The sequence below is a fragment of the Bradyrhizobium sp. SYSU BS000235 genome (genome assembly GCF_049747295.1).
In the GTDB taxonomy this organism is placed as follows: Bacteria; Pseudomonadota; Alphaproteobacteria; order Rhizobiales; family Xanthobacteraceae; genus Afipia.
This window is the reverse complement of record NZ_JBMHJM010000001.1, coordinates 1,401,860-1,424,996: the sequence shown is the minus strand read 5'-3', so window position 1 is coordinate 1,424,996 and position 23,137 is coordinate 1,401,860. Positions and strand designations below refer to the sequence as shown.

Below are 23,137 nucleotides of genomic sequence, written 5' to 3'. Positions count from 1 at the left end.
GTGGAGAATTTTGTATGCCGTCAGGGCGCCCGCAACAAGGCGGCATTCGCACGGGGCGCGTCGATACGGGTGTCCGAGGCGCTATGTGAGCGGTTGAAACAGCTTCTTGACGAAGAAGCGGCGCGATCCGCGCGGGTGGTCGTCGACCGTTCCGAATAGTTCGTAGCCCTGCTTTTGGTAGAACCCGAGGGCCTGAAATTCATAGGTATCGAGCCAGGCACCGATACAGCCGCGCTCGCGCGCGGCAGCTTCCGCGCGGGACAGGAGACTGGAGCCGAGATCCTGTCCTCGGAACTGTTCGGGCACAACGAATAGTTCGACGACGAGCCAGTCGTAGCTCGTCTTGCCCCACAAACCGCCAATGGTGTTGCCATCACTGTCCTGGACAAGAACAGCAAGCGGCTGAAAGCCTGAAGGGCCCGCCACCTTGTCGTTGAAAGCGACCAAAGCTTGCGTGATGGCCTCGCGATCCGCGCTGCTTGGCGAATCCGTGACCACTATTGTCGGGATGCTCACGTCGACCTCGAAGCGTTACGCTTCGCCTGCCGTATCGAACAGTGCGGCGGCCATGGCTTCCGAAGCCGTCTTTCCGGCCCACGCCACAAATTGCAAGGCGGGATAGTAGCGCTCGCAGGCATGCAGCGCGCCTTCCAGCATCATCTCGCATTGGGTCGGCGAGGCCAGCATCCCGCCCGGAAGCAGCAGTGCTTGCCGGTACATCACCGATCCCGTGCTGGTCCACACGTCGAAATGACCGATCCATAACTGCTCATTGATCGCCGCGATGATGCGCTGGGTTTCCGCACGCCGCACCTCGGGGATTTTCATGTCGAACGCGCAGGCAAGATGCAGCGCATCGATCTCGCCCATCCAGGTGAACGACAATTGATAGTCGGTCCATTGTCCGCGGGTGAGGATTGTGACCTCATCCTGTCCGGAGCGCTCGAATGTCCAATCGTTGGAAGACGCGATGTCTTCGACAACTGTGAGCGGGCTGTTCCGCGAATCCGTTGTGATGTCCAGAAGGGACATACTGCCTTCATCCTGTGCTGTTGTGGGATGGGAACGCGAAACGAAACGCCAGACACGCGCGATCACTGTCGCCGCAAGGAAACCGCTTGGTGAAGCACGGTGATTCAAGTCTGAATCGCGTGCACCGGAGCGTCAACCTCGTGTGACAGGATTGATCAGTGATTTGCGGAATCCGCGCAACGCCGCGCCGAATCCCGTCCACAGGCAATCACCAAGATTTCGTCGGTCATCAACAGGCACAGCGCGGCCGCGTCGCTCGGAGTGAGAACAAAACGGAATCGGATTCCCGGGAGACGAGTCTGGTGGAGTGAATTCGCGCAGCGCGGGTCCGGTCAAGGCTCGGTTGAGGCCCGCGACGCGCCACTATTCGGATGTCTGCGGTGCCGGCAGCCGCATGCGTCCCGGCTTTGCCGGAGACGGTGTCATTCAGTTCTGCGCTGAGGGAGAACTCGTCAATCGAACAGGCTGGAAACCGACTCTTCGGATGCAGTCCGGCCGATGGCTTCGCCGATCAGGGCGGAGATTGAAATCGTCCTGATGTTCGGAGCCTTGCGCACGGCTTCGGTCGGCTGGATGGAGTCCGTGATGACCAGCTCTTTCAGTTTGGAAGAGGTGATACGGGCGACGGCGCCGCCGGAAAGGACACCGTGGGTAATGTAGGCGTAGACGTCCTTCGCGCCGTTGGCGAGCAGGGCGTCGGCCGCGTTCACCAGCGTGCCGCCGGAGTCCACAATGTCGTCGATCAGGATGCAGGTATAGCCCGCCACTTCGCCGATCACGTTCATGACTTCGGATTCACCGGCGCGTTCGCGGCGCTTGTCGATAATCGCCAGCGGCGCGTTGATGCGCTTGGCGAGGCCGCGTGCGCGGACCACGCCGCCGACGTCCGGCGACACCACCATCAGGTTGCCGAGATCGAACCGTTCCTTGATGTCACGCACCATCACCGGCGAACCAAAAAGGTTGTCGGTTGGAATATCGAAGAAGCCCTGGATCTGAGCGGCATGCAGATCGAGCGTCATGACGCGATCAGCACCGGCATGTGTAATGAGGTTTGCGACCAGTTTTGCAGAAATTGGCGTACGGCCACCGGCTTTGCGGTCCTGCCGGGCATAGCCGAAATAGGGGATCACCGCGGTGATGCGGCGCGCGGAGGCGCGGCGCAGCGCATCTGTGATGATCAGCAATTCCATCAGATGGTCATTGGCGGGATACGATGTCGACTGAAGGACGAACACGTCCGAGCCGCGTACGTTCTCCTGGATCTCGACGAACACTTCCATATCGGCAAAGCGGCGCACGCTGGCCTTCGTCATCGGCACGTTGAGCCATGACGAGATGGCCTGCGCCAATTCGGGGTTCGAATTGCCGGCGACCAGCTTGATGGAACCGTTTTTCGCTGAAATGGCAGCTTCTCCTCGTGACATGGGGGAAACGCTCTTCAACATATCAGCTACCTATGGAACTGGATGACCCGCGCTCTCCCGCGCGCGCGAGGTGATAACAAGGAGATGACAAGGCTGGCAATACGAAGCCTGCGATTTTCCTGCAAAAACCGCAGCTTCAGGAGCCTCCATCCTTAATGGGCGCTGAAGGCGAGCACCGTGGTCTCGGCCGCAGGCTCGGTTTGGTCCGAATCCGCCTGTGCGACGGCAGGTCCGGAAGATGGGGCCCCCGGAATCGGGGCGTCCGGGACGGGAGCGGCAGCCCCGCTCATGACGGCACTGAGTCCGCCGAGGCCCGCCTGGGCGATTTTCCGCATCATCTGATCGTCGGCGGCGCTCCAGGCGTCCCGGCCAGCCTTACCGGCAGGCTCCTCGCCGCTCAGGCGCAGGGCGCGCTGTTGGTCGCGATCATAGACATCCCAGACCCAGGCGATGGTGGTTTTGCCGTTGCGCGCAACCTGCGCGGAAAGATAGCTGCGGATTCGGTAGGCCGCACCGGCCTCGCGGGAGACAACGCTAAAACTCCGGCCTGCGGATTCGGTTTCCAGCGCACGGACCAGGCGGTCGAACACCTGCGGCGGTGGGCCATCGACCGACTCGAAAGCAACCGTCGGCCCGAAGCCTGAACTCGCCGGGGCGGACTCTGGCCCGGTCGCCATGCAGCCTGATGTAATGCAAAGCAGAGCGAACAGGAGGGGGAGGCGCAAGTATCGCAGCGATCCCCAAACCGTCATACGTGCCACGGAATTCATGCCTGTCGTCGCCCGAATATCACCCGCCCGCAGGGTCAATTCGTCTGCAGGACGGGCCGAGCGATATCGTTAAAATGCATTAACGTCTAGGGCGCCGACGTGTCTCTCGCCCTCGGTGTTAATAAAGTGGTCGTGAAAAGGTTAGAAAAAACAATGAGTTTACGAGTTGTAAACCATCTTTTTTCATAAAAGGGACAGCCTCATTTCGGAGCGCCGGCTCACTGAGACCGGGGGCGACGGAGGCGGCTTTGCCAGCCTTCCAGCGCTCAGCCTTCCAGCACGATGGCGTGGATATTGCGCCCGTAGTCCGGCTCCTTGCGGTGAACCGAGCGGCGATAGCTGAACATCCGCTCATCGGCGTAGGTGCAGACATCGACATCGTCGATCATCAGAATGCCTGCGCGCTCCAGCCTCCGCCGGATGTAACCGGCAAGGTCGAACATCGAATGGTTGGCGCGTGAGGACGGAACGAAGAATGCAGCATTGTCTGCGTCAGCTTCGACAAAGCGCGCGACGAATTCCGCGCCAACCTCATAGTTCTGCTGCCGGATCAGTGGGCCGATCGCGGAAATGATGTTGCTGCGCGCGGCGCCGAGCCCTTCCATGGCGCTGATGGTCGATTCAAGCACGCCGCCGATGGCGCCCTTCCAGCCGGAGTGCGCGGCCCCGATGACGCGTGCCTGCGGATCGACGAACAGGATCGGCCCGCAATCGGCGGCAGACACGCCAAGCGCGAGGCCCGGCGTCTTGGTCACCATGGCGTCGGCGTGCGGGCGCGTCTCCCACGGATCGGTGACGGTCACGACATCAGGGGAATGAACCTGGAAGGCGGTGAGGAAATGCGCCGGTCCGACCTTGAGTTCTTCAGCCATGCGCCGGCGGTTTTCCGCGACATGTGCAGGATTGTCCTTGGACCCGACACCGCCATTGAGGCTCGCGTAGATGCCGTCCGAAACGCCGCCTTCACGGGTGAAGAATGCATGCCGCAGGCCGGGCACTGCGAGCAGCAAAGACGATCCGAACTTCATGGCTTGAGAACTCCGTTGAGCGTGCCGCCCATGGCGGGCTCGTGATCGGACAGTGCGGCGAGCACTTCGATCTCGGGATGGGAGATCCCAAGCACTTTAAAGAGCGACCCCATCCCTTCCTTTCCCGAACCTGTCAGGCGTTTCAGCGCCGATGAAATGATCGCCGACTGTTCCGGCGATGCGTTCTTCATCAGGGTCTGCGCCCGGGTTTCGATGCCGAGTCGGCTTAGAAACGCGCCTTGCTCGACGGGTCCATGCGCACGCGCACCGATATCCTCGGCTCCGCGCGCCAGTGCCTGAAAATCCACATGCGCGGTGACGTCGGCATCGCCGGGATTCTGCAGGGGATTGGCGAAAGCGTGCTTCGCGACGGCCTGGAACGTGTCGCCCGCGTCGCTCCGGACATGGCCGTAATCAAGGATCAGCGCAGCGCCGCCTTGCTCGCGGATGCGGCGGGCGATTGTCATGATTTCAGTGTTCGGCCGCCATTCGAAGATTGCCCCGTTCGGCGCAGCACGGACATGCGGCGGCAGCAGGACGTCGAAACGCGGCATCGGATCCTTCGCCACGCCATAAGCGAAGATCTCGTCATCTATCTCGATGACGCGCTCGTGCCATCCACTTTCCCGCTTCACCGCCTGATGGATCGGCAGTGCATCGAAATACTCGTTGGCAAGAATGATGGCGGGTCCTTCCGGAACTTCATCGATGCTTCCGTACCATTCGACATGGGCGATATCGCCGAGCTTGAGGCGCTGCCGCTCTCGCAGCGTCGGACTCGCTTCCACCAGATGAACGCTGATCGCCTGGTGAAAGGCCGGGAGAATGCGGATCGCGCGGAGCGCGTCCGCCATCATGGTGCCGCGGCCGGGCCCCAGTTCGATGAACATGACATGCTCGGGCATGCCCATGGCGTTCCAGACCGATGCGGCCCACAGCCCCACCAGTTCGCCGAACATCTGGCTGACTTCAGGCGCGGTAATGAAATCACCGTCGCGCCCAAGCGGATCCCGCTTCAGATAATAGCCGTACTGCGGATGCGTCAGGCACATCTGCATGTAGCGCGAAACCGGCATCGGGCCATTTTTCGCGATCTGGTTGCGGATCAAGGTTTCAAGGGGACCATAATCAGGCACGGCGATCCTTCAGGCTAGTGTTCCGGTTCTGACATTCGTATGACCCCGCAGCAGGCACTTTACGAATGTCAGAACGTTCCTTCGAAGAGTGCGCAGCAAAACTGAAAGGAACGTCAGAGTCGCCACACTAGTACCCGCTTTCCGAAGTTCGTGATCCATCGCCACATCCGCCTTAACGAACTTCGGAAAGCAAAGGGTACTAGCAAAACTATGATTCTAGTACCGCTTTCGATTTGAAGTCCTGTCGCGCGATTGCCGCGAGTGATGCAGGGACTTCAAATCGGCGGTACTAGTCCGGGCAACCATGCGTTCCGAACCTCACGCCTTAGTTGCCCCAACATCGGAGTTTCGGGGACCTCGCTTCCATGCGGTGAGCATGAACGCGACGCCCGCGATAATCATTGGAATCGACAGTAACATTCCCATGGTCAATCCGCCCCACAGAAAACCCAGCTGCGGATCGGGTTCACGGAAGAATTCACCGGTAATGCGGAAGATGCCATAGAACGTCGCAAACGCACCAATGATGAGCCCGGGACGTTTCAGCGCACCGGCGCGAATCAGCAGCGCCAGAATGATGAACAGTACGATGCCTTCGAGCCCGGCTTCATAAAGCTGGCTTGGGTGGCGCGGCAGCGGCCCGCCATTGGGGAAAACCATTGCCCACGGCACGCTCGAATCCGCGTGGCGGCCCCACAATTCGCTGTTGACGAAGTTCGCCAAACGCCCGAGCAGCAATCCGATCGGCCCGACCGCGCAGGTCACGTCGCCGAGCGATAAGACAGAAATGTTACGCTTCCAGCCAAACAGCAACACGGCAATGACGCAGCCTGTGAAGCCGCCGTGGAAGGACATGCCACCTTTCCACAGCTCGAAGATTTCCGGCGGATGCTGCATGAAATAAGAAAGATTGTAGAACAGCACATAGCCGGTGCGGCCGCCGAGAATGATGCCGAGCGTCACCCACAGGATGAAATCATCGAAATCGACCACTGTGAACGGCACCTTGCCGCCCCACAGCCGCTCGCTGCGAATGATTTTGCGTGCGTAGATCCAGCCGAGTACAATGCCGCCGATATAGGCGAGCGCGTACCACCGGATCGCGATCGGCCCGATGGCGATGGCGATGGGGTCGAAGACGGGGAATGTGATGGTCAGCATCATGAACGGATGGTTCCGGCAAGGATGGCGGGGCTCGGATTGGGCTTCTTACATCTTGCGTCGCGGCTGCGCTATCACCATTGTCTCAACGGGCCGCACGCGGCAAATCGTCTTTCGGAGTTTGATTATGACGCAGACCACCAACCGGTTTTTTGACGACGTTGCGCGGCTGATGAACGATGCGGCAGGCGCAGCACAGGGCGTGAAGCGCGAAATGGAGACGGTGATCCGTACACAGGCGGAGCGCATCCTTCGCGACCTCGATCTGGTCAAGCGCGAGGAGTTCGAGGCTGTCAAGGATATGGCCCGTCTGGCGCGCGAGGAAAACGAAGCTCTGAAAGCGCGCATCGAGGCGCTGGAGAAGAAGCTCGCTCCCGTCGCAGAAACGTGACGCTTAATAAGGTCAAGGCTTCCAAGGGGAGGGCTTCCAAGGCCGAGACCCCTCAGGCCAGCTTTTCCAAAGTGAAGTCTCTTAGAGCCAAGCCTTCTAAAGCCAAGTCGTCAAAAACGAAGTCATCGCGCGATCTCCCGGTCAAGGCGTTTACATCGCCGCAAGCCTGGGAAGACTGGCTCAAAGCGCAGCCTGCAACATCTGAGGGTGTGTGGCTCAAACTCGCCAAACAATCGGCCAAGGCAGCAAGTGTGTCGCGCCAGGAAGCCATTGATGGCGCGCTCTGTCATGGCTGGATCGACGGTCAGCTCGACAAGTTCGACGAGGATTGGTGGCTGATCCGCTTCACGCCCCGCAAGCCCGGCGGAAAATGGTCAGAGAAGAATCGGGACCGCGCCCTTGCGCTGATCAAGGAAGGGCGCATGACGCCTGCGGGTCTGCATCATATCGAGCAGGCAAAATCGGACGGTCGGTGGGAGGTAGCCTACGCTTCGCAAAGCAAGGTCACGATCCCGGAAGATCTCGATGCCGCGCTGGCGCAGGACAAGAAGGCCAAGAGCTTCTTTGCGACGCTGGAGGGCGCCAATCGCTATTCGATCCTGCATCGTGTTCATACGGCAAAAAAGCCGGAGACGCGCGCACGCCGCATCGAGACGTTTGTCGCCATGTTGAGCCGAGGCGAAACGATTCACCCGCGCAAGCCAAAGGCAAAATAGTTTCGTTGCGCGTCAGCCGTACTGAGCGATGCCATTCCCGAACGACCAGTTTTCTTTGGCGACTTCAACCAAATTGATGATGACGTCCTCGCGACGGATCTTGAGCTGTTCGTGCAGGTCATCCGCGATGCGCTTGTAGAACGCCTTTTTCATATCGACCGTCCGCCCGGCGTTGAGCGTGATCTGGATAAAGACGATGTCTTTGCTGTAGGCGACGCCGAGATAGCTTTCGGGAAAATTCAAGTCGTCCGGTTCGTGCTCGGTGATGACCTGGAATTTGTCGTCCTTGGGCACGTTGATGGTCTCGGTCATCGCCTTGTAGACAATTTCGCCGATCGCCTTGCGATGGCCGGCTGTCTTTCCTTTGGCGAGATCGATGCGGACGAAGGGCATGGCGGTTCTCCTGTGTTGATGATCACAGAGGATGTCTGCCTGCCGTGGGATCGCTGCAAGAGGAGAGGCACGCAGAGCTGATCCGCGTGCCCCGAGAAAATACATGAAAGGCGTCTCTAAACTCCGAATGCCACCGGGCGGAAAGCCTGCAGCAGCGCGCTGTCGAGCTTCCCGTCCATCAATTCCATGACCCCAAATGCTTGATCGGGATTCATGACAGGCATGTCGTCGTGGGGCTCCATCAGCATCGCGTAGGTGTCAACCAACGTGATGATGCGGACAATATCGCTGATGCGGTCGGAAAGAAGGCCATCGGGATACCCGGTGCCGTCCAGCATCTCGTGATGATGCAAGACCACATCGAGCATCTCTCCGGGGAAACCGCCCTGTTTCTTGAGGGCGTCGTAACCCAGGCGAACATGCTCTGCCATAATGGCGTTTTCTTCGTCAGTCAGTTCTCCGGACTTTTCGAGAATGATCACCGGAATGAAGGCTTTGCCGACATCATGCACAAGCGCTGCGCGTGCAATCCGGCGCTGGTCTTCGTCGCGCATGCCGAGATACTGAGCGAAGGCGACCGCGTAGCCCGTCACAACGAGCGTATGCCGATAGCTGCGCTTGTGATGCTTGCTGACCGCAGCGAGCCAGTCCTTCAGCGAACTTCGCTTCAGGGCTTCAAGGATCTGCGCCTCGGCTTTCATGACGTCTTCGAACGTCAGTGGCGTCCCTGCCGGAAGCCGCTGGAACATTTTGACCATCACCGCCTGTGCCGCGGCAACACCCTTGGCGAGAATTTTCGCCGCGCTGGTGTGTTCGTCTTCCGGGGTTTCGGGAAACGCGTGGCGAATACGGTGCAGGATGCTGTCGGGATCGAATGGCCGTTGGATCGTATCGGTCGCCCCGAGCGCCCATGCCTGCGCAGATCCGTGGTGCAGGGAATCCGCCAGCACGAACAGCCGCGGCAGCGCCTGATAGGCCTTGCGGGTCAGTTTGGTGCGCACACGTTGAACCGCTTCGATCGAGGTCAGATCGATATCAACGACCACCCCCGAGAAGTCGCTCGCCGGGTGATCGGGAAGGTCGAAGATCGAAATTGTTTCGACGTTGCCGGCATTGCGCAGGATGTCCGCGAGTTCTTCGCTTTGATCCTCGATATCCGATGCAAGCAGCAGGCGTCTCTTTTTTTGAGATCTTTCCGCCAGGGCCATTTCGTCCTCTTCGGGGCGTTCGGTAGATGCAGCCCAGAGTGGTACCCAAAAAAATGTTCTCGACCCTTAACGATTATCGTTAAGAAAAATCACGGTTTCACTCACGCAACCGTGGTTTCCCTTCGCGTAACTTTTAATGAAGTTTGAATCGAAGGCGAGGCATTCGCTGCCTGCTTAACGCCGCGTAAATGAATGCGTTTCCATTAACCATGTCGCGTATTGTTTCCATCCAATATTTGCGTGCTGCTGCCGCCTTGATGGTGGTGTTCTTTCATGCCGAGGGCATGGCGGCTGAATACTTCGATGTCGCGTGGCCCTCGTTCGGTGCGGTTGGTGTCGATATCTTCTTCATCATCAGCGGCTTCATCATGTGGGTGACGACGGCGTCGGAACGAACGACTCCGTCTTCCTTTATCTTGAACAGAATCGTCCGCATCGTGCCGCTTTATTGGCTAGTGACGCTGCTGCTTTATGGCGGCTGGCGGATCTTCCGTGATCCCGCCTTGCTGCCGCCGGTCAGTAATCTTCTGCAGTCGTTGTTTTTCATTCCGTTCATCCCGGAGCGCGCGGGAATTATTCAGCCGCTGCTGATCACAGGATGGACGTTAAACTACGAAATGTTCTTCTACGTAGTGTTTGCCTGCGGATTCCTGATCGCGCGTCGCTATCGTTTGTTGTTGATCGGGACAGTGCTGGGCGCACTGGTGGCATCACGGTATCTGGTTGCGCCTTCAAGTCCGGTGACGATGACCTATACCAGCCCATTGTTGATCGAGTTCATCGTCGGATGTCTGCTCGGTATGATGTATGAGCGCAAGGCGTTGCCGCGGCCTCAGATGGCTGTGCTTCTGCTCGTCGTTGGAGGCTTGCTGCTGCTCGGCTCGGGAATGCTCCCAGCTTCCAGCATCGGCGGCGGACGGTTTGTTCGCTGGGGGTTGCCGGCATTCCTTGTTGTTGTCGGCGCGCTCAGCCTTGAGCCGTTGCTGAAGGCGTGGCGCGTGCCGATGCAGCTTGGAGACGCATCCTATTCCATTTATCTGACCCATAGTGTCGTACTCTCGACGCTCAAGAGTGCCGTGCTGATCGTGGCGAGTACGTTGCCGCCACTCTTGGCCGGCGGATTCGTCGTCGCTGGTTGCGTGGCGAGCATTGCAGCGGGTGTGCTGGTCTACCGCTTTGTGGAAGCTCCGCTTCTCATGTGGTCGAAGCAGGCGATCGCGGCGGCTCGCAATAGAGCCGCCTCGTCTGCGGCATAAACGCGTCCGCAAGATCGACCGCAATATCGACCGCAATGCATTTGGGCAATTTCCTCCGCACGGTCACGCGGCCTGATCCGCGCGCCGCCAGAGCGGAAATGGGTCAGGTAGCTGCGCCCATGCCTCGACGTCCATTGTGCCGGTTCTACCCGACGTGATCAGGCATGCATCGAGGCGACGTGTGAGTTCGGCGCGATCCATTCCGCGGCCAATGAAGACGATTTCTTGCCGCCGATCGCCCCAGACCTCCGACCAATTCTTTTCGATGGCGACGCGCCATTCCGGATGATCCGGCCAACGCTCTTTGGGAATGGCAGCCCACCAGAAACCCATTGCTTCGTTGCGCACGATGGCGCCGGCCTGGCTCAGCTCACCGACCCATTGCGGTCGTGTCGCCAGCCAGAAATGGCCTTTGGCACGGATGACACCCGGCCAGCTTGATGTGATGAAGGCGTGAAATTTCTGCGGGTCGAACGGGCGGCGCGCACGGTAGACGAAATTGCTGACGCCGTATTCCTCCGTCTCGGGGACGTGGCTGGCGAAGCCATAAAGCTCCTTGAACCAAATCGGGTGTTGTTGCGCCTTTTCGAAATCGAACCGTCCGGTATTTAAAATCTTGTCGAGCGGCACCTTCGAGAAATTGGCTTCGATGATCTCTGCTTCGGGATTGAGCGCCTTGAGGATGCTTCTTGCGGTTTCGCGTTGCGCCGGCGAGGCCTCATCGATTTTGTTCAGCACAATCGTATCGGCAAACTCGATCTGATCGACGAGCAGGTCGACCAGCGTGCGCTTGTCTTGATCGCCGAGGGATTCGCCGCGATCGCGCAGGAAATCGTGCGAGGCGTAATCTCGGAGCAGGTTCACGGCATCGACCACCGTGACCATGGTATCGAGCCTGGCAACATCGCCAAGGCTCTCGCCATTTTCATCGCGGAAGTCGAAGGTCGCAGCGACCGGCAACGGCTCTGAAATGCCGGTGGATTCGATCAGCAGATAATCAAAGCGTCGGTCAAGAGCGAGTTGGCGCACTTCTTTCAGCAGATCGTCTCGTAACGTGCAGCAGATGCAGCCGTTGGTCATCTCGACCAGCGTTTCGTCAGTCCGTGATAGGTTCGCACCACCATCGCGGATGAGGTCCGCGTCGATGTTCACCTCGCTCATGTCGTTCACGATCACAGCCACCCGCAGGCCCTGCCGGTTGTTGAGGACATGATTCATCAGGGTGGTCTTCCCCGCTCCGAGGAAGCCGGAGAGCACGGTGACGGGCAGTTTTTTCATGGGAGTCGAACAGCCTTTTCAAGGAGATGCGGGACAGGCGCCGGGGCGGCATGAGGGGTTTCCATGCATGTTATGTTATAACATAACAGAAATGAGGCGAGCGAGGCAAGGCACAAGGATGTGAGGAGCTTGAGTTTCAGGCGTCTTTTGATGGCGTGTGTGGTCCAGCACCCATCGGTGATGTCGGCGATACCCGGCCTCGCAACAATCCGGGAGTTCGGCTATTATCCTTGGTGTCTTTCAGTGGCTGGTCGGGCCGATCTGCCGGATTTGCCAGAAGCGTAACAAGCGTTGCGCGTTCGATCGCGAGAGCTTTGCAAAATCAGCCTCGAGTTTCTTGAGATGTTTAACCGCGGCACCGGGTGCAATTTTACATGCCAGGATCGCACGCAGGGTTTCCCACGCGCAGCCAGCAGCCTTGCAGGGAATCAGGAGACCATCGTCGCGCGGACTCTCCATGAGCGGCTTGATGATCTCGATCGGTGCGGACGAGAGCGATGCAAGCGCGGCCGTTGTCTCCTCGTACCTGCGCGTCATGGCAAACTTCAGCAACACCGCTTCGTTCAATTCACCCCGCTCTTTCAATAAGTCCACAAACCGCTTCGCGGAGACGAAGTCCCGAGGCGTGCGCCTCTCCCAATCGATTTCGCTGGCCGCGATTTGCAGAGCGCGCCGGACTTCCTCTTGAAGTTCAGGCGGCGTTCGCGAGAGCAGCCGTGATCGAACGGCGTCGGTCGCGCGCAACAGAAGCTCCTTCAGGATGTGCGGTGGCAGATCGAGGCGCAGTCCGGCTTTTTCCGCGAGGCTGTCGTCGCTCGCGGAGGCCTTCACAAGCGTTGCAAAACCTTGGCTGGATAGACTTGCACCCGAATTGACGGCGACGTTGTGAATCACCGCGCGATTTCCGCGATCGAGAAGCACGTCAGTGACCGGAGCCGCGATCGTGGGACGTTCAGAAATGGCAAACAGGTGCGCCTGGCTTTTCGTCTTCGCAATCGCGACAAGGTCGTCCGTCGCAAGGCGGTTCGAAAACGACAGCACCGGACCGGCAACGGCAATCTCGTGATGTCCAGCCAGCTGGCGCGTCAGGTCTATCGGCGCGTTGTCGATGGGGGCGAGGCGGGAGCTGATTTCGACGAGCGCCTTGGTTTCGATCTCTCGGATGAGATGACAAAGCACGTCATCGAAAACATCGACGTGCTTTTCGTTCAGCCGGTTGGCGTCGTACAGAAAGAGGTCCGTGACGCGCCGGAAGATGGTGACGCGCCGTTCCGGCGTTCCGCGGCGAAGGGCGGTATCCAGCTCGTCAAACAGGGAAGCTTTGGCGTTCTGCACGGCGACGGCCTCAACAAAACCTAACAAAAATGCGTCTGTCGGCACTCCAGGACAAATGAAAAGTTCCACTTTCAAAGACAGGGGCGGATCAAAAACCGCTCCGGCACCACTCATGAACCTGCAAAAACAAGGGTGAGGCTATGGGCCAATTGGAAGTTTTTCCTTAAGCGCAGTTGCTGTGATTTAAGGACAAATGGCCCCACCGGCGCGCTCAAGTCGGGTTTCCGGCCGACAAGGCTGCTTTTTCAGCCCAAAACGGGCGATAAAACCGGTACATTTCCTTGTGTTTTCGGCCCTTTGAGGCTAAGAACCGCCCGTCCGCAGCCCCCGCACCCCTGGAGGCTTGCTGCGGCGGAAAACCGGGCCGCTTTGCGGCCCTTCACTTTTCAAGCTTTAAGGAAACTCGACAATGGCGACCGTCAAGGAATTGAAGGCGACCGCGCGTCCGAAGGCCGGCAAGGGGGCCGCCCGCGCAGAACGCCGTGCTGGCCGCGTGCCAGCCGTGATCTATGGTGACAACCAGCCCCCGCTGACCATCTCGCTGGATGACAAGATGCTGCGTCAGAACATCTTCGCAGGTCACTTCCTCACCACGCTTTTCAACATCGATCTCGATGGCAAGAAGCATCGCGTGATTCCGCGCGACTATTCGCTCGATCCGGTCAAGGATTTCCCGCTTCACGTCGATTTCCTGCGCCTCGGCCAGGGTGCAACCATCCGCGTCAGCGTTCCGCTGCACGTGTCGGGCACCGAAGTTTCGCCAGGCGTCAAGCGCGGCGGCACGGTCAACATCGTCAACCACACCGTCGAACTGGAAGCGGATGTCGAGCACATTCCGCAGTTCATCGAAGTTGATGTCTCCAAGCTCGAAATCAACAACTCGATCCACCTCAGCGATGTGGCGCTGCCGAAGGGCGTGAAGGCGGTTTCGCGCGATGACCAGACGCTGGTCACCGTTGTGCCGCCGTCAGGTTACGGTGAAGAAGCCAAGGCCGCCGGTGGTGCAGAAGGTGCTGCGGCTGGTGCCGCGCCCGCGGCTGGTGCAGCGGCTCCGGCTGCCGGTGCGAAGGCCCCTGCAGCTGCTGCCAAGGCTCCTGCGGCCAAGGCACCTGCGGCTGGCGACAAGAAGAAGTAAGCGACCGCGAGAACCCGCGTCATGCGCCTGTTCGTCGGACTGGGCAATCCCGGCACGAAGTACCAGGGCAACCGGCACAATATCGGGTTCATGGTTGTCGACGACATTGCGCGGCGTCACGGTTTCGCACCGTGGCGCCGCCGCTTTCAGGGGGAGACCTCCGAAGGCACGCTCGACGGCGAGCGCGTGATCCTGCTCAAGCCTTCCACCTATATGAACGAGTCCGGCCGCGCCGTGAGCGAAGCCGCGAATTTTTTCAAGCTCGGGGTCGGAGATCTCGTCGTGTTTCACGACGAGATTGAATTGCCGCCCGCCAAGGTGCGCGTGAAGGTCGGCGGCGGCATTGCCGGACACAACGGGCTTCGTTCGATTTCGGCGCATGTCGGCAACGACTATCGCCGTGTGCGGCTCGGGGTCGGCCATCCCGGCGTCAAAGAACTCGTGCATGCCCATGTGCTGAACGATTTCGCCAAAGCCGAGCGGCCATGGGTCGAGGCGTTGTGCGATGCCGTCACGGACAATGCGGCCTTGCTGGTGACCGACAAGGACTCGTCGTTCCAGAACAAAGTGCATCTCGCGATGCAGGCCAAGGGGTTTGCGTCGGACAAGGACAATGGCGGCGACAAGTAGCTAGTGCGGTGGATCTGACGTTCGTATCAGCATTCACCGCCGATCCATCATACGAACGTCAGATCCAAAACCGCACTAGATTCATATTTTTGCTAGTGTCCCTTAGGTTCTGACATTCGTAAATGAGCTAACCACAAGCAAATACGAATGTCAGAACCGGGACACTAGGGCCCTTCAGGTCAGGACAGATTATGGGATTCAAATGCGGTATCGTCGGACTGCCCAATGTCGGCAAGTCCACCTTGTTCAACGCGCTGACTGAAACGGCGGCCGCGCAGGCGGCAAACTATCCGTTCTGCACCATCGAGCCAAATGTTGGTGCGGTGGCCGTGCCCGACGCACGCCTCGAGAAGCTCGCGGCCATTGCGAAGTCGGCGCAGATCATTCCCACGCAGCTGACCTTCGTGGATATCGCTGGTCTGGTTCGGGGCGCGTCCAAGGGCGAAGGCCTGGGCAACCAGTTCCTGGCGAACATTCGTGAAGTTGACGCGGTGGCGCATGTGGTGCGCTGCTTCGAGGATTCCGACATCACCCACGTCGAGGGGAAGATCGCGCCGCTCGCAGACATCGAGACCATCGAGACGGAGCTGATGCTGGCGGATCTCGACAGTCTCGAGAAGCGCGTCGACAATCTGAGCAAGAAGGCCAAAGGCAACGACAAGGACGCCAAGGAACAGCTCGAACTGGTCGAGCGTGCGCTGAAGCTGCTGCGAGACGGCAAGCCGACGCGCGGCATGGAGCGCAAGCCTGAAGAAGAGCGCAATTTCCGGATGCTCGGCCTGCTGACCTCGAAGCCGGTGCTCTATGTCTGTAACGTCGAGGAAGGCTCCGCAGCCAACGGGAATTCGTTTTCGCAGCAGGTCGCGGAACATGCGAAGAAGGAAGGCGCCGTCGCGGTGGTCATCTCGGCGAAGATCGAATCCGAGATCGCCACGCTGTCACGCGAAGAGCGCGTGGACTTCCTCGATACGCTGGGGCTGGAAGAGGCTGGTCTCGATCGTCTGATCCGTGCGGGTTACGAGCTTTTGCATCTGATCACCTATTTCACGGTCGGGCCGAAGGAAGCGCGTGCGTGGACGATCACCAAGGGCACCAAGGCACCGGCGGCGGCGGGCGTCATCCATACCGATTTCGAGAAGGGCTTCATCCGCGCCGAAACCATCGCCTATGACGACTATCTCGCGAACAATGGCGAAGCGGGTGCGCGCGATACCGGCAAGCTGCGGCTGGAAGGCAAGGAATACGTCGTCGCCGACGGCGATGTCATGCACTTCAGGTTTAACAATTAAGCCGTTGCGGCTAGGTCTGCCCTGAGATTTTCTTGAGGACGAGCGCGCAGGCTACCCGCGCGCTCGTCCGTTTTGACGGCTCATCGCCTTCAAATCGCTCAATAGTGTTGTTGCCGGTCCTGGCCTTGCTCGCGGATTGCGCCGAGATGCTCGTTGATCCGGAAGATGATCAGGATCAGTTCTGCCGCAATGCGCGTGAAGATGATGCCGACCGCAACGCCTGCCAGTGCCGACAACAGCAGGATGAAGCCGCCAAACGGACTCACGGCCATCAGGGTCAGCGCTGAAAAGATGCCGGAAATTCCAAACAGCGCGATCAGCGCTATGACCAGCCAGTAAAATGACTTGATGATGGTGGGGGCGATAAATCGATCCCACTTAAAGAGATCCTGAAAATGAAACATCGGCTATTCTCCAGTTGACCTTAAACCAAAAGCGATGAGCGATTGCGGATGAGCTGCGAGCCGTCAAAGCGTGGCGAGCGTCTCAATCGCCGGAAACCTGTTATATGTTGCACGCCGCAAAAACGCGCGAAACCTGCATCTGAGAATTTCGAATCAGCGCGTAGATACGGTGCGCGATTTGAGCTATTGACGAATAACGGCCAAACTCAGCCCTTTCCACAACTTGATCAATGCAATGAAGCTGACTTTTGAAGATTTCAAGCCTGGTGCGTTTGGCACCTTCGGCCCCCACCATGTGTCGCGCGAGGATATCATCGCGTTCGCAACCGAGTACGATCCGCAGCCGATGCACCTCGACGAGGAGGCGGCCAAGCACTCGATGCTGAAGGGGCTCTCCGGCTCCGGCTGGCATATGTGTGCGTTGCTGATGCGGATATCCTGGGACGGCTTCATTCAGCGGATTGCCTCGAGCGGCGCACCGGGCGTTGATGAGGTCCGCTGGGTATCGCCGCTGCGGCCGGGCGATGATCTGACCGTGACCGTTGAGGTGCTTGAAACGCGGGAGTCCAAAAGCCGTCCTGAACTCGGGTTCGTGACCCTCATGAACGACATGCGCAATGCATCGGGACAGACATTGATGCTCGCCAAAATCCCGATCATGGTTCTTAAGCGCGCAGCGCTTGGCGCGAACTGAGGGACGACGATGCCTTATTTTGAAGACGTAAAGATCGGCTATCGTCGCGATCTCGGATCGTTCACGTTCACCGCGGATCTCATCAAGAAATTTGCTCTGCAGTTCGATCCTCAGCCGTTTCATCTCGACGAAGAGGCGGGCCGCAAATCGGTGTTCGGAGGTCTCGCAGCGTCGGGCTGGCATGTTTCAGCAGTCTATATGAAGCTGACTGTTGCAGCGGTCCAACGCGAGGCTGCGGAGATGATTGCGCGTGGCGAAAAGCCGGTCGTGTCAGGACCTTCACCGGGGTTTCGCGATCTGAAATGGCTGAAGCCGGTGCTCGCAGGTGACACGCTGACGTATAGTTCCGAAGCGGTGGAAACGCGCGCGCTGGAATCGCGGCCGCAGTGGGGCATCATCCACTTCCATAACACCGGCATCAATCAACGCGGTGAATTGGCGTTTTCGTTTGTGGCATCGGCCTTCTTCCCAAGACGGCCTGCGGCATGATGCTCGGTTTGCCGCGCACTACCGGCTCCAGGCGATGGCCAGGATTGCGATCGTCACCGCCAACAAAAAGATAAAGCGCAGCAACAGTTTTCCCAGCGACTGCGGCTGTGGTTTGCCGCCGACAATCGGATCGGTTTCGTTGGGCCGGATGGTGGTCAAAGATATCCCTCACAACCCGCTAGTGTCCCGAATCCAAAGTCCGCCTCGTCGTGTAGCGTGTTCGGTAGCGGACTTTGGATTCGATAGGACACTAGTAAATTCAAGATTCTAGTGTGGTTGGGGTCCAGAAGTTCGCCGGAAGGACTCGCAGGAAAACGAGGGCGAACTTCTGAACCACCACACTAGATGTCGGGCGGGTCGTGCATGGGTCGCATCCGGATCGTCTGAGGTTCATGGTCCATACAAAAATCCGCCGCCTTTCCTCTCGGGAAGGCGGCGGATTTGATAGATCAAACTGAATGCGGGGAATTACTCCTCGCGCGGCAGCTCCGGCGCAGCGCGTTTCCACTGCTGCAGATTGTCGGCGATCATGCGCGTCGACTTCATCGCCGTCTGGCTCAGCTGAGCGTAGGCAGCGAGTTCACGCTGCACGCGCTGACCTTCATTGTGCATGAGGTTGCGGAGGCCTTCGAGCTCCGAAATCAAGGTTTCGATCTCCTGCAGCGATGCCCCGGCAACGCGCTGGATCAACGTGTTGACGTTGGTGACAGTAGCCTCGGCAAGAGAATCCACCGGCTCGGTGCTGCCCAATGGATTCGTGGTTGTCGAGGGCCTGCGGAGATAAGCAATGTCCTTACGGACGAAGTCGCGGATTCCTGCTTCAACATCGGAAACGGCGGCAAGGTTCTTGTCCTCATCCGTCAATTCCGGCTTCTCGGCCTGGCCGTTCATCGGTTGTCCCTTTCGCTGGGTCACGCTGGGATCGGAGCGATCCGCATCGCACGTGACCGATTCTCAAGAATAGGAGCACGGTATTGTCCGAAAATTGCTCCGCATTTTCCGGCACCACACCCCTGGTGAGCGAGCGGCTGTCCCCCGCACGAAATTACCGTTGCCATGAGTCCAGCCGATCATGACCGCATCGCGGCCAATATGAGGCATTGGCGTATTGATTCACCGGCCAGATTGGGAACAGGGTAAATGAAGTTTACCAGGTGCGTTTGAAGCCCGCCGTCAGGCTGCTGTTAGGAATACCGTCCGGGGTTTCGCTGACGGTCCCGGTGACGCTGACGCCGCCGAAAAGTTGCTGCTCGGCGCCGATCCTGCGCAGCCATTTGTCATCGGCAGTGGAGTGGGTCTGTCCGGCGATCAGGCTGGTGCCGGTCCCGGCAAAGCTGATCTTGGCGGTCTGGTCGAGTTCGTAGGTGCGCACGGAATGACTGAGGCCGAACACCGGGACCAAAGCCTGCTGGGTGACGTTGTAGCCGTTCTGCAGGGTCAGCGAATATTGATCGCTCCACAGCGGCAATGATTTGCTCAGCGTCGTCCCGAACTTGCTCTGGTCCTGGGTCGGATCGGTGCGTGCTTCGATGGCCGTTTTGTCCCAGATGAAGCCGAGACCGGGGGCGGTCATCGCCGCCCAGGCACTGCCCGACGACTGCGACGATTGATTCTCGACTTTCTGATACAGCGCCTGCCACGACGTGGTCGGCATCTGTGTGGTCACGTTCAAGTCCGCGCCGACGCGAGTATCCCAAAACGGCGAGATCGGTTGCTTGATGGCCACCGCGGCAGATCCGTCCGGATTATTCGATCGGGTCCAGGACCAGGGGTCTGCGGTCGCAACGGCAGACTTCTTTTCCTTGAGCTTCGCCTGTTTGCTGGTCAGCGCGGCAAAGTTGGCGTTGAGAGCCTCCCAATCGATATCGGGCGTCGTCGTCTCAATCGCCGCAGAGGTATCAGAGGAAGAAGTTTGCTCGTCCGGAGTTGCCTGCTCTTGCTGCTCGGACGCTGTTATACCCGCCCAAGGATCGTCCGTTTGCGCAGATGCAGACGTGAACAAGCCGCACCATGCCGCCAGAACGAGTCCGGGCAGGGACAATGATAGTGATCGGATTTGCGGAGTGGTCATTCCCAGCGGCATTCCACGTCGTACCGATACGGTCGCAGTGAGGTCAGATCTCAAAGGCTGATGATTAATATCACCTTTCGATGTCACTCTCGACACGGGCTGAACAACCGCCTGCACAAGTTTCGGTGACGCGGCGCGACCTCTTCCAATCGCGTTTGTCGCAATTATGGCGAGTGCCGTTCAATGCCGGCAAGAAGTTTGGCCGCGGGCGCTGGCGGCCAACCGAGCCGGAAGATTACGCGATTTTCGGCAGGTGGATCTGCCGCCCGAGCGACTGTTCGACGAGGTCGAATGTGTCGATGACGGCACGCAGGCTCGTCAGACGCCCAGCCCTGAAATGCGTGAATAGCGCTACACGGACACTGATCGGTCTGCTGGAGTTGGCCGGCGTGAGGGAATACCGCATCAAGGAGGCTGCGGAGTCGTCGGCCAGCATGATTGCTTCCCGATCGAAACGATGAAGGCGAACCGCATCGCTGATTTGCTGGACAGTCGCGATCACGGCGTGCTTGCCGCGCCGCGTTCCAAAAAAAGGGAACATGTCGATCGGACCATAGATCGCCCAATCGACATTCTCATCCAGAACCGCGTCAAGCTGATCGGTTTGGCGTTCGCTGAGCGAGCGATGTAATGCGCGCGCAAAACGCCAGAGGCTGTGCTCTGTCATTTATTGACCCCGAATTGTCTTTAGCAAACAGCAAAAAGCGACCGGGACGTCGTTACTAACGCCGGGCCGGAATGCTGGAATTCCCACCGTGACGACTTGAATAAGTGTCCTGTGGGCGTTGCACAACTGTCGTTATTGCATCGCACAAATGTCGAAAAGCGCAGATGCGGCCTAAACCATTCATTTACGATGCTGGAAAGGAGTCACCGTTGTCGGCGGTTACGTTCAACATGAAGACGCGCGCGTGATGCCGCAGCACCAGCCCAAATTGCGCCGACAAGCCCGCCTGCGATGGCTCCTATCGGAGTGAACGCGAAGAAGACCATCGTCGCGGCATAGCCTTCGAATTCGCTGGGATTAAAAATGTTGAGCCACGCGATGCCCGTAAGGAGGCCCAACGCGCCGCCGGCGGCGAGACCTCCGATCGCCCCCAGAATGGCGAAGAACACAATCCGCATGTCGGCGCGCCTCTTCTCATCTCGTCCACATTCATTTGATCTTAGTTGCGGAGATGACGAAACGCGTTCACGGCGCAGGACATCATTCATACGCGAGACGGGTGTGCTGGAGATCCTGGCGACAGAAGGAGCGGGACCGGCTTTACTTGCCCTCTATTGCCGTCTTCACGCTTCTGGCGAAGTCGCTCGTGAGATCGCGCCCAAGAACCTGCTGAAGAAAATCAAACGAATCGAAAAGCGATTGATGGCCGAGAACCAAGCCGTCGCGCAGCGTAAAAAAATCGGCGACGGCGAATTGCAGGATCCGTTGATCGTTGCGCTTTGTCAGATTCACCTGAAGCAGAGCGGCTGCGCGATCGTCGTCCACGATAATGGACTGCAGGGTGTAGCGCCGCGATGAATAACGTTCTTGCTGAATGCGGATCGCTTGCGCAATCCAGGATTTGCCTTCCTTCAGGCCGAGATGCGGAAAGACATCGACCGGAGCATGAATGATGGAGGTGAAGCCATCGTGGCAACATGCTTCGAGGCGCGGGGCATCGCCCTTATAAAAAGCATCGAGAAAGTCGAGTATGCATTGCTTGGACTGTTGGTCAGTCATTCGGGTCTCCACAATGGCGCCGGTTCCTAAAGGGGAACCCCATGTGGATCAAGCCAGACATCGGACAAAGGTTACCGGAGTCCTTCCCCGATCAAACACTTGTTTGAGTATGACATCATATATCGTTCGATATAACGACGCGCGTTAAGGATAAACGATACTCCAGTCACTCACTGCGGTCGCGCGCGCCTCAGCGAATTCGATGATGGGACGAGGAGATGGCCGGTCATTGCCGAAGCCCTTAACGCTGAATGAACCATCGTTGATCCTTTCAATCCTTGACCGGCAATCCGTTGTGAATGCTGTTAAGGCCGAGCCACGTCCGGGTCCTGCATCGGAAAAATTTCTTTGTGTCGTCGGCGGCTGGACTTCACAGATCGCGATCACGTTCGTATCGTCTTGAAAAAGGAGGGCAGACGCACCTCCGAATGGGAGGATGAACGTGAAGGGCATCGCATATCTCGCCGCTGCTGGAGTTCTGCTGTCTTTGAGCTGTGCGTCGGCTCATACGCCGTCGCAGCCACCACATCAGTCCTTCAATGAAGGGGATCTCAAGCTGGAGAGCGGCGAGGCGATCAAGGATTTTTCGATCTCCTACGTCACCCATGGGACGCTAAATGCGGCGAAAACCAATGCGATCCTGATGGTCACCGCGATTTCCGGCAACCACCATCGGCTCGATTTCATGATCGGGCCGGGAAAAGCGCTCGATACGGATAAGTATTTCATCATCTGCACCGATGCGATTGCAAACGGGTTGACGACGTCGCCAAGCAATTCGAAGCAACAGCCGCGCATGCAGTTTCCGAAATTCACTATCCGCGACATGGTGGAATCGCAATATCGATTGATGAAGGAGAAGCTCGGGATCGATCACGTCGTGGCCGTCGTCGGCCCATCGATGGGCGGCATGCAGACGCTGCAGTGGGGCGTCAGCCATCCCGGCTACATGAATTCGCTCGTCGCGATGGTGCCGCTGGCGAAAACGCCGGCCTGGACCGTTGCGGTGCTCGAAGCGTCACGAAAGGCGATCATGACCGATCCGGCCTGGAAAGACGGCAACTATGATGCGCCACCGGAGAAGGGCATTCGGCTGTGGCGCGACATCCTTTCACTGCTGTCGGCGCGTACGCCCGATATGTACAGCGCGCAGTTCAAGACCGGCACCGATGTGCTGCCATGGATGGAGCAACAAGAGACCTCAATGCTGAAGGCATTCGATGCCGACGACTGGATCTATCAGACCTGGGCGTATGAAAAGCACGACGTCGGCACCACGCCGGGCTTCAACGGTGATACTGCCAAAGCACTCGCCTCGATCAAGGCAAGGACATTGATCCTGACCGGCACCAAGGATCTGCTCAATCCGGAATTTGAGCCGATTGCGATGGGCAAGAATATTCCAAACGTCACCATGAAGACGATCAGCCCCGGTACGGTGACGGGGCATGCGTCGGCCGGCGGCGCTATCCCGGCTGATGTCGATTTCCTCAATCGCGAAGTGGGGGCATTCCTCACACGCGTGACGGCTAACGGCAAGGCGGACTAGTAGCCTGATTCAGGAGTTC

General features: G+C 58.7%; 27 protein-coding genes. 9 read left to right on the top strand and 18 right to left on the bottom strand.

The window, feature by feature from the left end:
- Positions 1-81: 81 nt before the first annotated feature.
- The 7 genes from ACP0KA_RS06570 to lgt all read right to left on the bottom strand — a co-directional run bounded on the left by ACP0KA_RS06570 (position 82) and on the right by lgt (position 6,557).
- On the bottom strand, positions 82-516 hold the full coding sequence (locus ACP0KA_RS06570; RefSeq protein WP_424628035.1) for a GNAT family N-acetyltransferase: 435 nt from the start codon (positions 514-516) through the stop codon (positions 82-84).
- 15 nt (positions 517-531) lie between these two features.
- Positions 532-1,032 carry a YbjN domain-containing protein gene (locus tag ACP0KA_RS06565; protein WP_424628034.1) on the bottom strand — a complete coding sequence of 167 codons (501 nt, stop codon included), beginning with the start codon at positions 1,030-1,032 and terminating at the stop codon, positions 532-534.
- A gap of 452 nt (positions 1,033-1,484) precedes the next feature.
- Complete coding sequence (locus ACP0KA_RS06560; protein WP_424631498.1) at positions 1,485-2,438, bottom strand: ribose-phosphate pyrophosphokinase; 954 nt, start codon at positions 2,436-2,438, stop codon at positions 1,485-1,487.
- Between the two features lie 173 nt (positions 2,439-2,611).
- On the bottom strand, positions 2,612-3,211 hold the full coding sequence (locus ACP0KA_RS06555; RefSeq protein ID WP_424631497.1) for a hypothetical protein: 600 nt from the start codon (positions 3,209-3,211) through the stop codon (positions 2,612-2,614).
- A 284-nt stretch (positions 3,212-3,495) separates the two neighbouring features.
- Positions 3,496-4,257 carry a peptidoglycan editing factor PgeF gene (gene pgeF, locus ACP0KA_RS06550; protein ID WP_424628033.1) on the bottom strand — a complete coding sequence of 254 codons (762 nt, stop codon included), beginning with the start codon at positions 4,255-4,257 and terminating at the stop codon, positions 3,496-3,498.
- The gene (locus ACP0KA_RS06545; RefSeq protein WP_424628032.1) at positions 4,254-5,393 is read right to left on the bottom strand and encodes a class I SAM-dependent methyltransferase; all 1,140 of its coding nucleotides are present in this window, start codon (positions 5,391-5,393) and stop codon (positions 4,254-4,256) included. The genes pgeF and ACP0KA_RS06545 overlap by 4 nt, the downstream gene beginning before the upstream one ends.
- A 318-nt stretch (positions 5,394-5,711) precedes the next feature.
- On the bottom strand, positions 5,712-6,557 hold the full coding sequence (gene lgt / locus ACP0KA_RS06540; RefSeq protein WP_424628031.1) for a prolipoprotein diacylglyceryl transferase: 846 nt from the start codon (positions 6,555-6,557) through the stop codon (positions 5,712-5,714).
- Between the two features lie 124 nt (positions 6,558-6,681).
- Between lgt and ACP0KA_RS06535 the strand changes: the two genes are divergently transcribed.
- Positions 6,682-6,945 (top strand): accessory factor UbiK family protein, encoded by a 264-nt coding sequence (locus tag ACP0KA_RS06535; RefSeq protein ID WP_424628030.1) that lies wholly within the window; start codon positions 6,682-6,684, stop codon positions 6,943-6,945.
- A complete protein-coding gene (locus ACP0KA_RS06530) occupies positions 6,942-7,661 on the top strand; it encodes a YdeI/OmpD-associated family protein (protein WP_424628029.1) in 720 nt (239 codons plus the stop codon). Before ACP0KA_RS06535 ends, ACP0KA_RS06530 begins: the two co-directional genes overlap by 4 nt.
- Before the next feature lie 12 nt (positions 7,662-7,673).
- On the opposite strand, the gene ACP0KA_RS06525 is transcribed toward ACP0KA_RS06530, so the two are convergent.
- Positions 7,674-8,054, bottom strand: coding sequence for a tautomerase family protein (locus tag ACP0KA_RS06525; protein WP_424628028.1), 381 nt, complete (start codon positions 8,052-8,054; stop codon positions 7,674-7,676).
- A gap of 116 nt (positions 8,055-8,170) precedes the next feature.
- Positions 8,171-9,262 carry an HD domain-containing phosphohydrolase gene (locus ACP0KA_RS06520; RefSeq protein ID WP_424628027.1) on the bottom strand — a complete coding sequence of 364 codons (1,092 nt, stop codon included), beginning with the start codon at positions 9,260-9,262 and terminating at the stop codon, positions 8,171-8,173.
- Between the two features lie 209 nt (positions 9,263-9,471).
- On the opposite strand from ACP0KA_RS06520, the gene ACP0KA_RS06515 reads away from it, so the two are divergent.
- Positions 9,472-10,518 (top strand): acyltransferase family protein, encoded by a 1,047-nt coding sequence (locus tag ACP0KA_RS06515; protein ID WP_424628026.1) that lies wholly within the window; start codon positions 9,472-9,474, stop codon positions 10,516-10,518.
- Between the two features lie 63 nt (positions 10,519-10,581).
- Here the strand turns inward: ACP0KA_RS06515 and zigA are convergent, their stop codons facing one another.
- Together zigA and ACP0KA_RS06505 are read right to left on the bottom strand one after the other, a co-directional pair.
- Positions 10,582-11,796 (bottom strand): zinc metallochaperone GTPase ZigA, encoded by a 1,215-nt coding sequence (gene zigA, locus ACP0KA_RS06510; protein ID WP_424628025.1) that lies wholly within the window; start codon positions 11,794-11,796, stop codon positions 10,582-10,584.
- 240 nt (positions 11,797-12,036) lie between these two features.
- Positions 12,037-13,158: a DUF2336 domain-containing protein gene (locus ACP0KA_RS06505; protein ID WP_424628024.1), complete on the bottom strand. Its 1,122-nt coding sequence runs from the start codon at positions 13,156-13,158 to the stop codon at positions 12,037-12,039.
- A 382-nt stretch (positions 13,159-13,540) separates the two neighbouring features.
- On the opposite strand from ACP0KA_RS06505, the gene ACP0KA_RS06500 reads away from it, so the two are divergent.
- The 3 genes from ACP0KA_RS06500 to ychF all read left to right on the top strand — a co-directional run bounded on the left by ACP0KA_RS06500 (position 13,541) and on the right by ychF (position 16,185).
- Entirely contained in the window at positions 13,541-14,266 is a 726-nt protein-coding gene (locus tag ACP0KA_RS06500; protein ID WP_424628023.1) for a 50S ribosomal protein L25/general stress protein Ctc, read from the top strand.
- 21 nt (positions 14,267-14,287) lie between these two features.
- Positions 14,288-14,896: an aminoacyl-tRNA hydrolase gene (pth, locus tag ACP0KA_RS06495; RefSeq protein ID WP_424628022.1), complete on the top strand. Its 609-nt coding sequence runs from the start codon at positions 14,288-14,290 to the stop codon at positions 14,894-14,896.
- Positions 14,897-15,087: 191 nt separating this feature from the next.
- Positions 15,088-16,185, top strand: coding sequence for a redox-regulated ATPase YchF (gene ychF, locus ACP0KA_RS06490; RefSeq protein WP_424628021.1), 1,098 nt, complete (start codon positions 15,088-15,090; stop codon positions 16,183-16,185).
- Positions 16,186-16,283: 98 nt separating this feature from the next.
- On the opposite strand, the gene ACP0KA_RS06485 is transcribed toward ychF, so the two are convergent.
- Positions 16,284-16,589: a DUF4282 domain-containing protein gene (locus tag ACP0KA_RS06485; protein ID WP_424628020.1), complete on the bottom strand. Its 306-nt coding sequence runs from the start codon at positions 16,587-16,589 to the stop codon at positions 16,284-16,286.
- 235 nt (positions 16,590-16,824) lie between these two features.
- On the opposite strand from ACP0KA_RS06485, the gene ACP0KA_RS06480 reads away from it, so the two are divergent.
- On the top strand, positions 16,825-17,283 hold the full coding sequence (locus ACP0KA_RS06480) for a MaoC family dehydratase (protein ID WP_424628019.1): 459 nt from the start codon (positions 16,825-16,827) through the stop codon (positions 17,281-17,283).
- A gap of 9 nt (positions 17,284-17,292) precedes the next feature.
- A complete protein-coding gene (locus ACP0KA_RS06475) occupies positions 17,293-17,772 on the top strand; it encodes a MaoC family dehydratase (protein WP_424628018.1) in 480 nt (159 codons plus the stop codon).
- 18 nt (positions 17,773-17,790) lie between these two features.
- Here ACP0KA_RS06475 and ACP0KA_RS06470 read toward each other — a convergent pair whose 3' ends face one another.
- From ACP0KA_RS06470 to ACP0KA_RS06445, 6 genes are all read right to left on the bottom strand, one after another.
- Entirely contained in the window at positions 17,791-17,931 is a 141-nt protein-coding gene (locus ACP0KA_RS06470; RefSeq protein ID WP_424628017.1) for a hypothetical protein, read from the bottom strand.
- Between the two features lie 309 nt (positions 17,932-18,240).
- Positions 18,241-18,663, bottom strand: a complete 423-nt coding sequence (locus ACP0KA_RS06465) for a hypothetical protein (protein WP_424628016.1) — start codon at positions 18,661-18,663, stop codon at positions 18,241-18,243.
- 256 nt (positions 18,664-18,919) lie between these two features.
- A complete protein-coding gene (locus tag ACP0KA_RS06460; protein ID WP_424628015.1) occupies positions 18,920-19,843 on the bottom strand; it encodes a hypothetical protein in 924 nt (307 codons plus the stop codon).
- Positions 19,844-20,078: 235 nt separating this feature from the next.
- Positions 20,079-20,510: a nuclear transport factor 2 family protein gene (locus ACP0KA_RS06455; protein ID WP_424628014.1), complete on the bottom strand. Its 432-nt coding sequence runs from the start codon at positions 20,508-20,510 to the stop codon at positions 20,079-20,081.
- 203 nt (positions 20,511-20,713) lie between these two features.
- The gene (locus ACP0KA_RS06450; RefSeq protein ID WP_424628013.1) at positions 20,714-20,968 is read right to left on the bottom strand and encodes a hypothetical protein; all 255 of its coding nucleotides are present in this window, start codon (positions 20,966-20,968) and stop codon (positions 20,714-20,716) included.
- Between the two features lie 142 nt (positions 20,969-21,110).
- Positions 21,111-21,569 (bottom strand): nuclear transport factor 2 family protein, encoded by a 459-nt coding sequence (locus ACP0KA_RS06445; protein WP_424628012.1) that lies wholly within the window; start codon positions 21,567-21,569, stop codon positions 21,111-21,113.
- Between the two features lie 442 nt (positions 21,570-22,011).
- Between ACP0KA_RS06445 and ACP0KA_RS06440 the strand changes: the two genes are divergently transcribed.
- Complete coding sequence (locus ACP0KA_RS06440) at positions 22,012-23,118, top strand: alpha/beta fold hydrolase (protein WP_424628011.1); 1,107 nt, start codon at positions 22,012-22,014, stop codon at positions 23,116-23,118.
- Positions 23,119-23,137: the final 19 nt, after the last annotated feature.

Excerpts from the sequence above, each read along its gene's own strand:
- ACP0KA_RS06565 (WP_424628034.1), bottom strand. The coding sequence starts at position 1,032 with ATGTCCCTTCTGGACATCACAACGGATTCGCGGAACAGCCCGCTCACA.
- ACP0KA_RS06555 (WP_424631497.1), bottom strand. The coding sequence starts at position 3,211 with ATGACGGTTTGGGGATCGCTGCGATACTTGCGCCTCCCCCTCCTGTTC.
- pgeF (WP_424628033.1), bottom strand. The coding sequence starts at position 4,257 with ATGAAGTTCGGATCGTCTTTGCTGCTCGCAGTGCCCGGCCTGCGGCAT.
- lgt (WP_424628031.1), bottom strand. The coding sequence starts at position 6,557 with ATGATGCTGACCATCACATTCCCCGTCTTCGACCCCATCGCCATCGCC.
- ACP0KA_RS06535 (WP_424628030.1), top strand. The coding sequence starts at position 6,682 with ATGACGCAGACCACCAACCGGTTTTTTGACGACGTTGCGCGGCTGATG.
- ACP0KA_RS06525 (WP_424628028.1), bottom strand. The coding sequence starts at position 8,054 with ATGCCCTTCGTCCGCATCGATCTCGCCAAAGGAAAGACAGCCGGCCAT.
- ACP0KA_RS06520 (WP_424628027.1), bottom strand. The coding sequence starts at position 9,262 with ATGGCCCTGGCGGAAAGATCTCAAAAAAAGAGACGCCTGCTGCTTGCA.
- ACP0KA_RS06515 (WP_424628026.1), top strand. The coding sequence starts at position 9,472 with ATGTCGCGTATTGTTTCCATCCAATATTTGCGTGCTGCTGCCGCCTTG.
- zigA (WP_424628025.1), bottom strand. The coding sequence starts at position 11,796 with ATGAAAAAACTGCCCGTCACCGTGCTCTCCGGCTTCCTCGGAGCGGGG.
- ACP0KA_RS06500 (WP_424628023.1), top strand. The coding sequence starts at position 13,541 with ATGGCGACCGTCAAGGAATTGAAGGCGACCGCGCGTCCGAAGGCCGGC.
- pth (WP_424628022.1), top strand. The coding sequence starts at position 14,288 with ATGCGCCTGTTCGTCGGACTGGGCAATCCCGGCACGAAGTACCAGGGC.
- ychF (WP_424628021.1), top strand. The coding sequence starts at position 15,088 with ATGGGATTCAAATGCGGTATCGTCGGACTGCCCAATGTCGGCAAGTCC.
- ACP0KA_RS06485 (WP_424628020.1), bottom strand. The coding sequence starts at position 16,589 with ATGTTTCATTTTCAGGATCTCTTTAAGTGGGATCGATTTATCGCCCCC.
- ACP0KA_RS06480 (WP_424628019.1), top strand. The coding sequence starts at position 16,825 with ATGAAGCTGACTTTTGAAGATTTCAAGCCTGGTGCGTTTGGCACCTTC.
- ACP0KA_RS06475 (WP_424628018.1), top strand. The coding sequence starts at position 17,293 with ATGCCTTATTTTGAAGACGTAAAGATCGGCTATCGTCGCGATCTCGGA.
- ACP0KA_RS06465 (WP_424628016.1), bottom strand. The coding sequence starts at position 18,663 with ATGAACGGCCAGGCCGAGAAGCCGGAATTGACGGATGAGGACAAGAAC.
- ACP0KA_RS06460 (WP_424628015.1), bottom strand. The coding sequence starts at position 19,843 with ATGACCACTCCGCAAATCCGATCACTATCATTGTCCCTGCCCGGACTC.
- ACP0KA_RS06455 (WP_424628014.1), bottom strand. The coding sequence starts at position 20,510 with ATGACAGAGCACAGCCTCTGGCGTTTTGCGCGCGCATTACATCGCTCG.
- ACP0KA_RS06450 (WP_424628013.1), bottom strand. The coding sequence starts at position 20,968 with ATGCGGATTGTGTTCTTCGCCATTCTGGGGGCGATCGGAGGTCTCGCC.
- ACP0KA_RS06445 (WP_424628012.1), bottom strand. The coding sequence starts at position 21,569 with ATGACTGACCAACAGTCCAAGCAATGCATACTCGACTTTCTCGATGCT.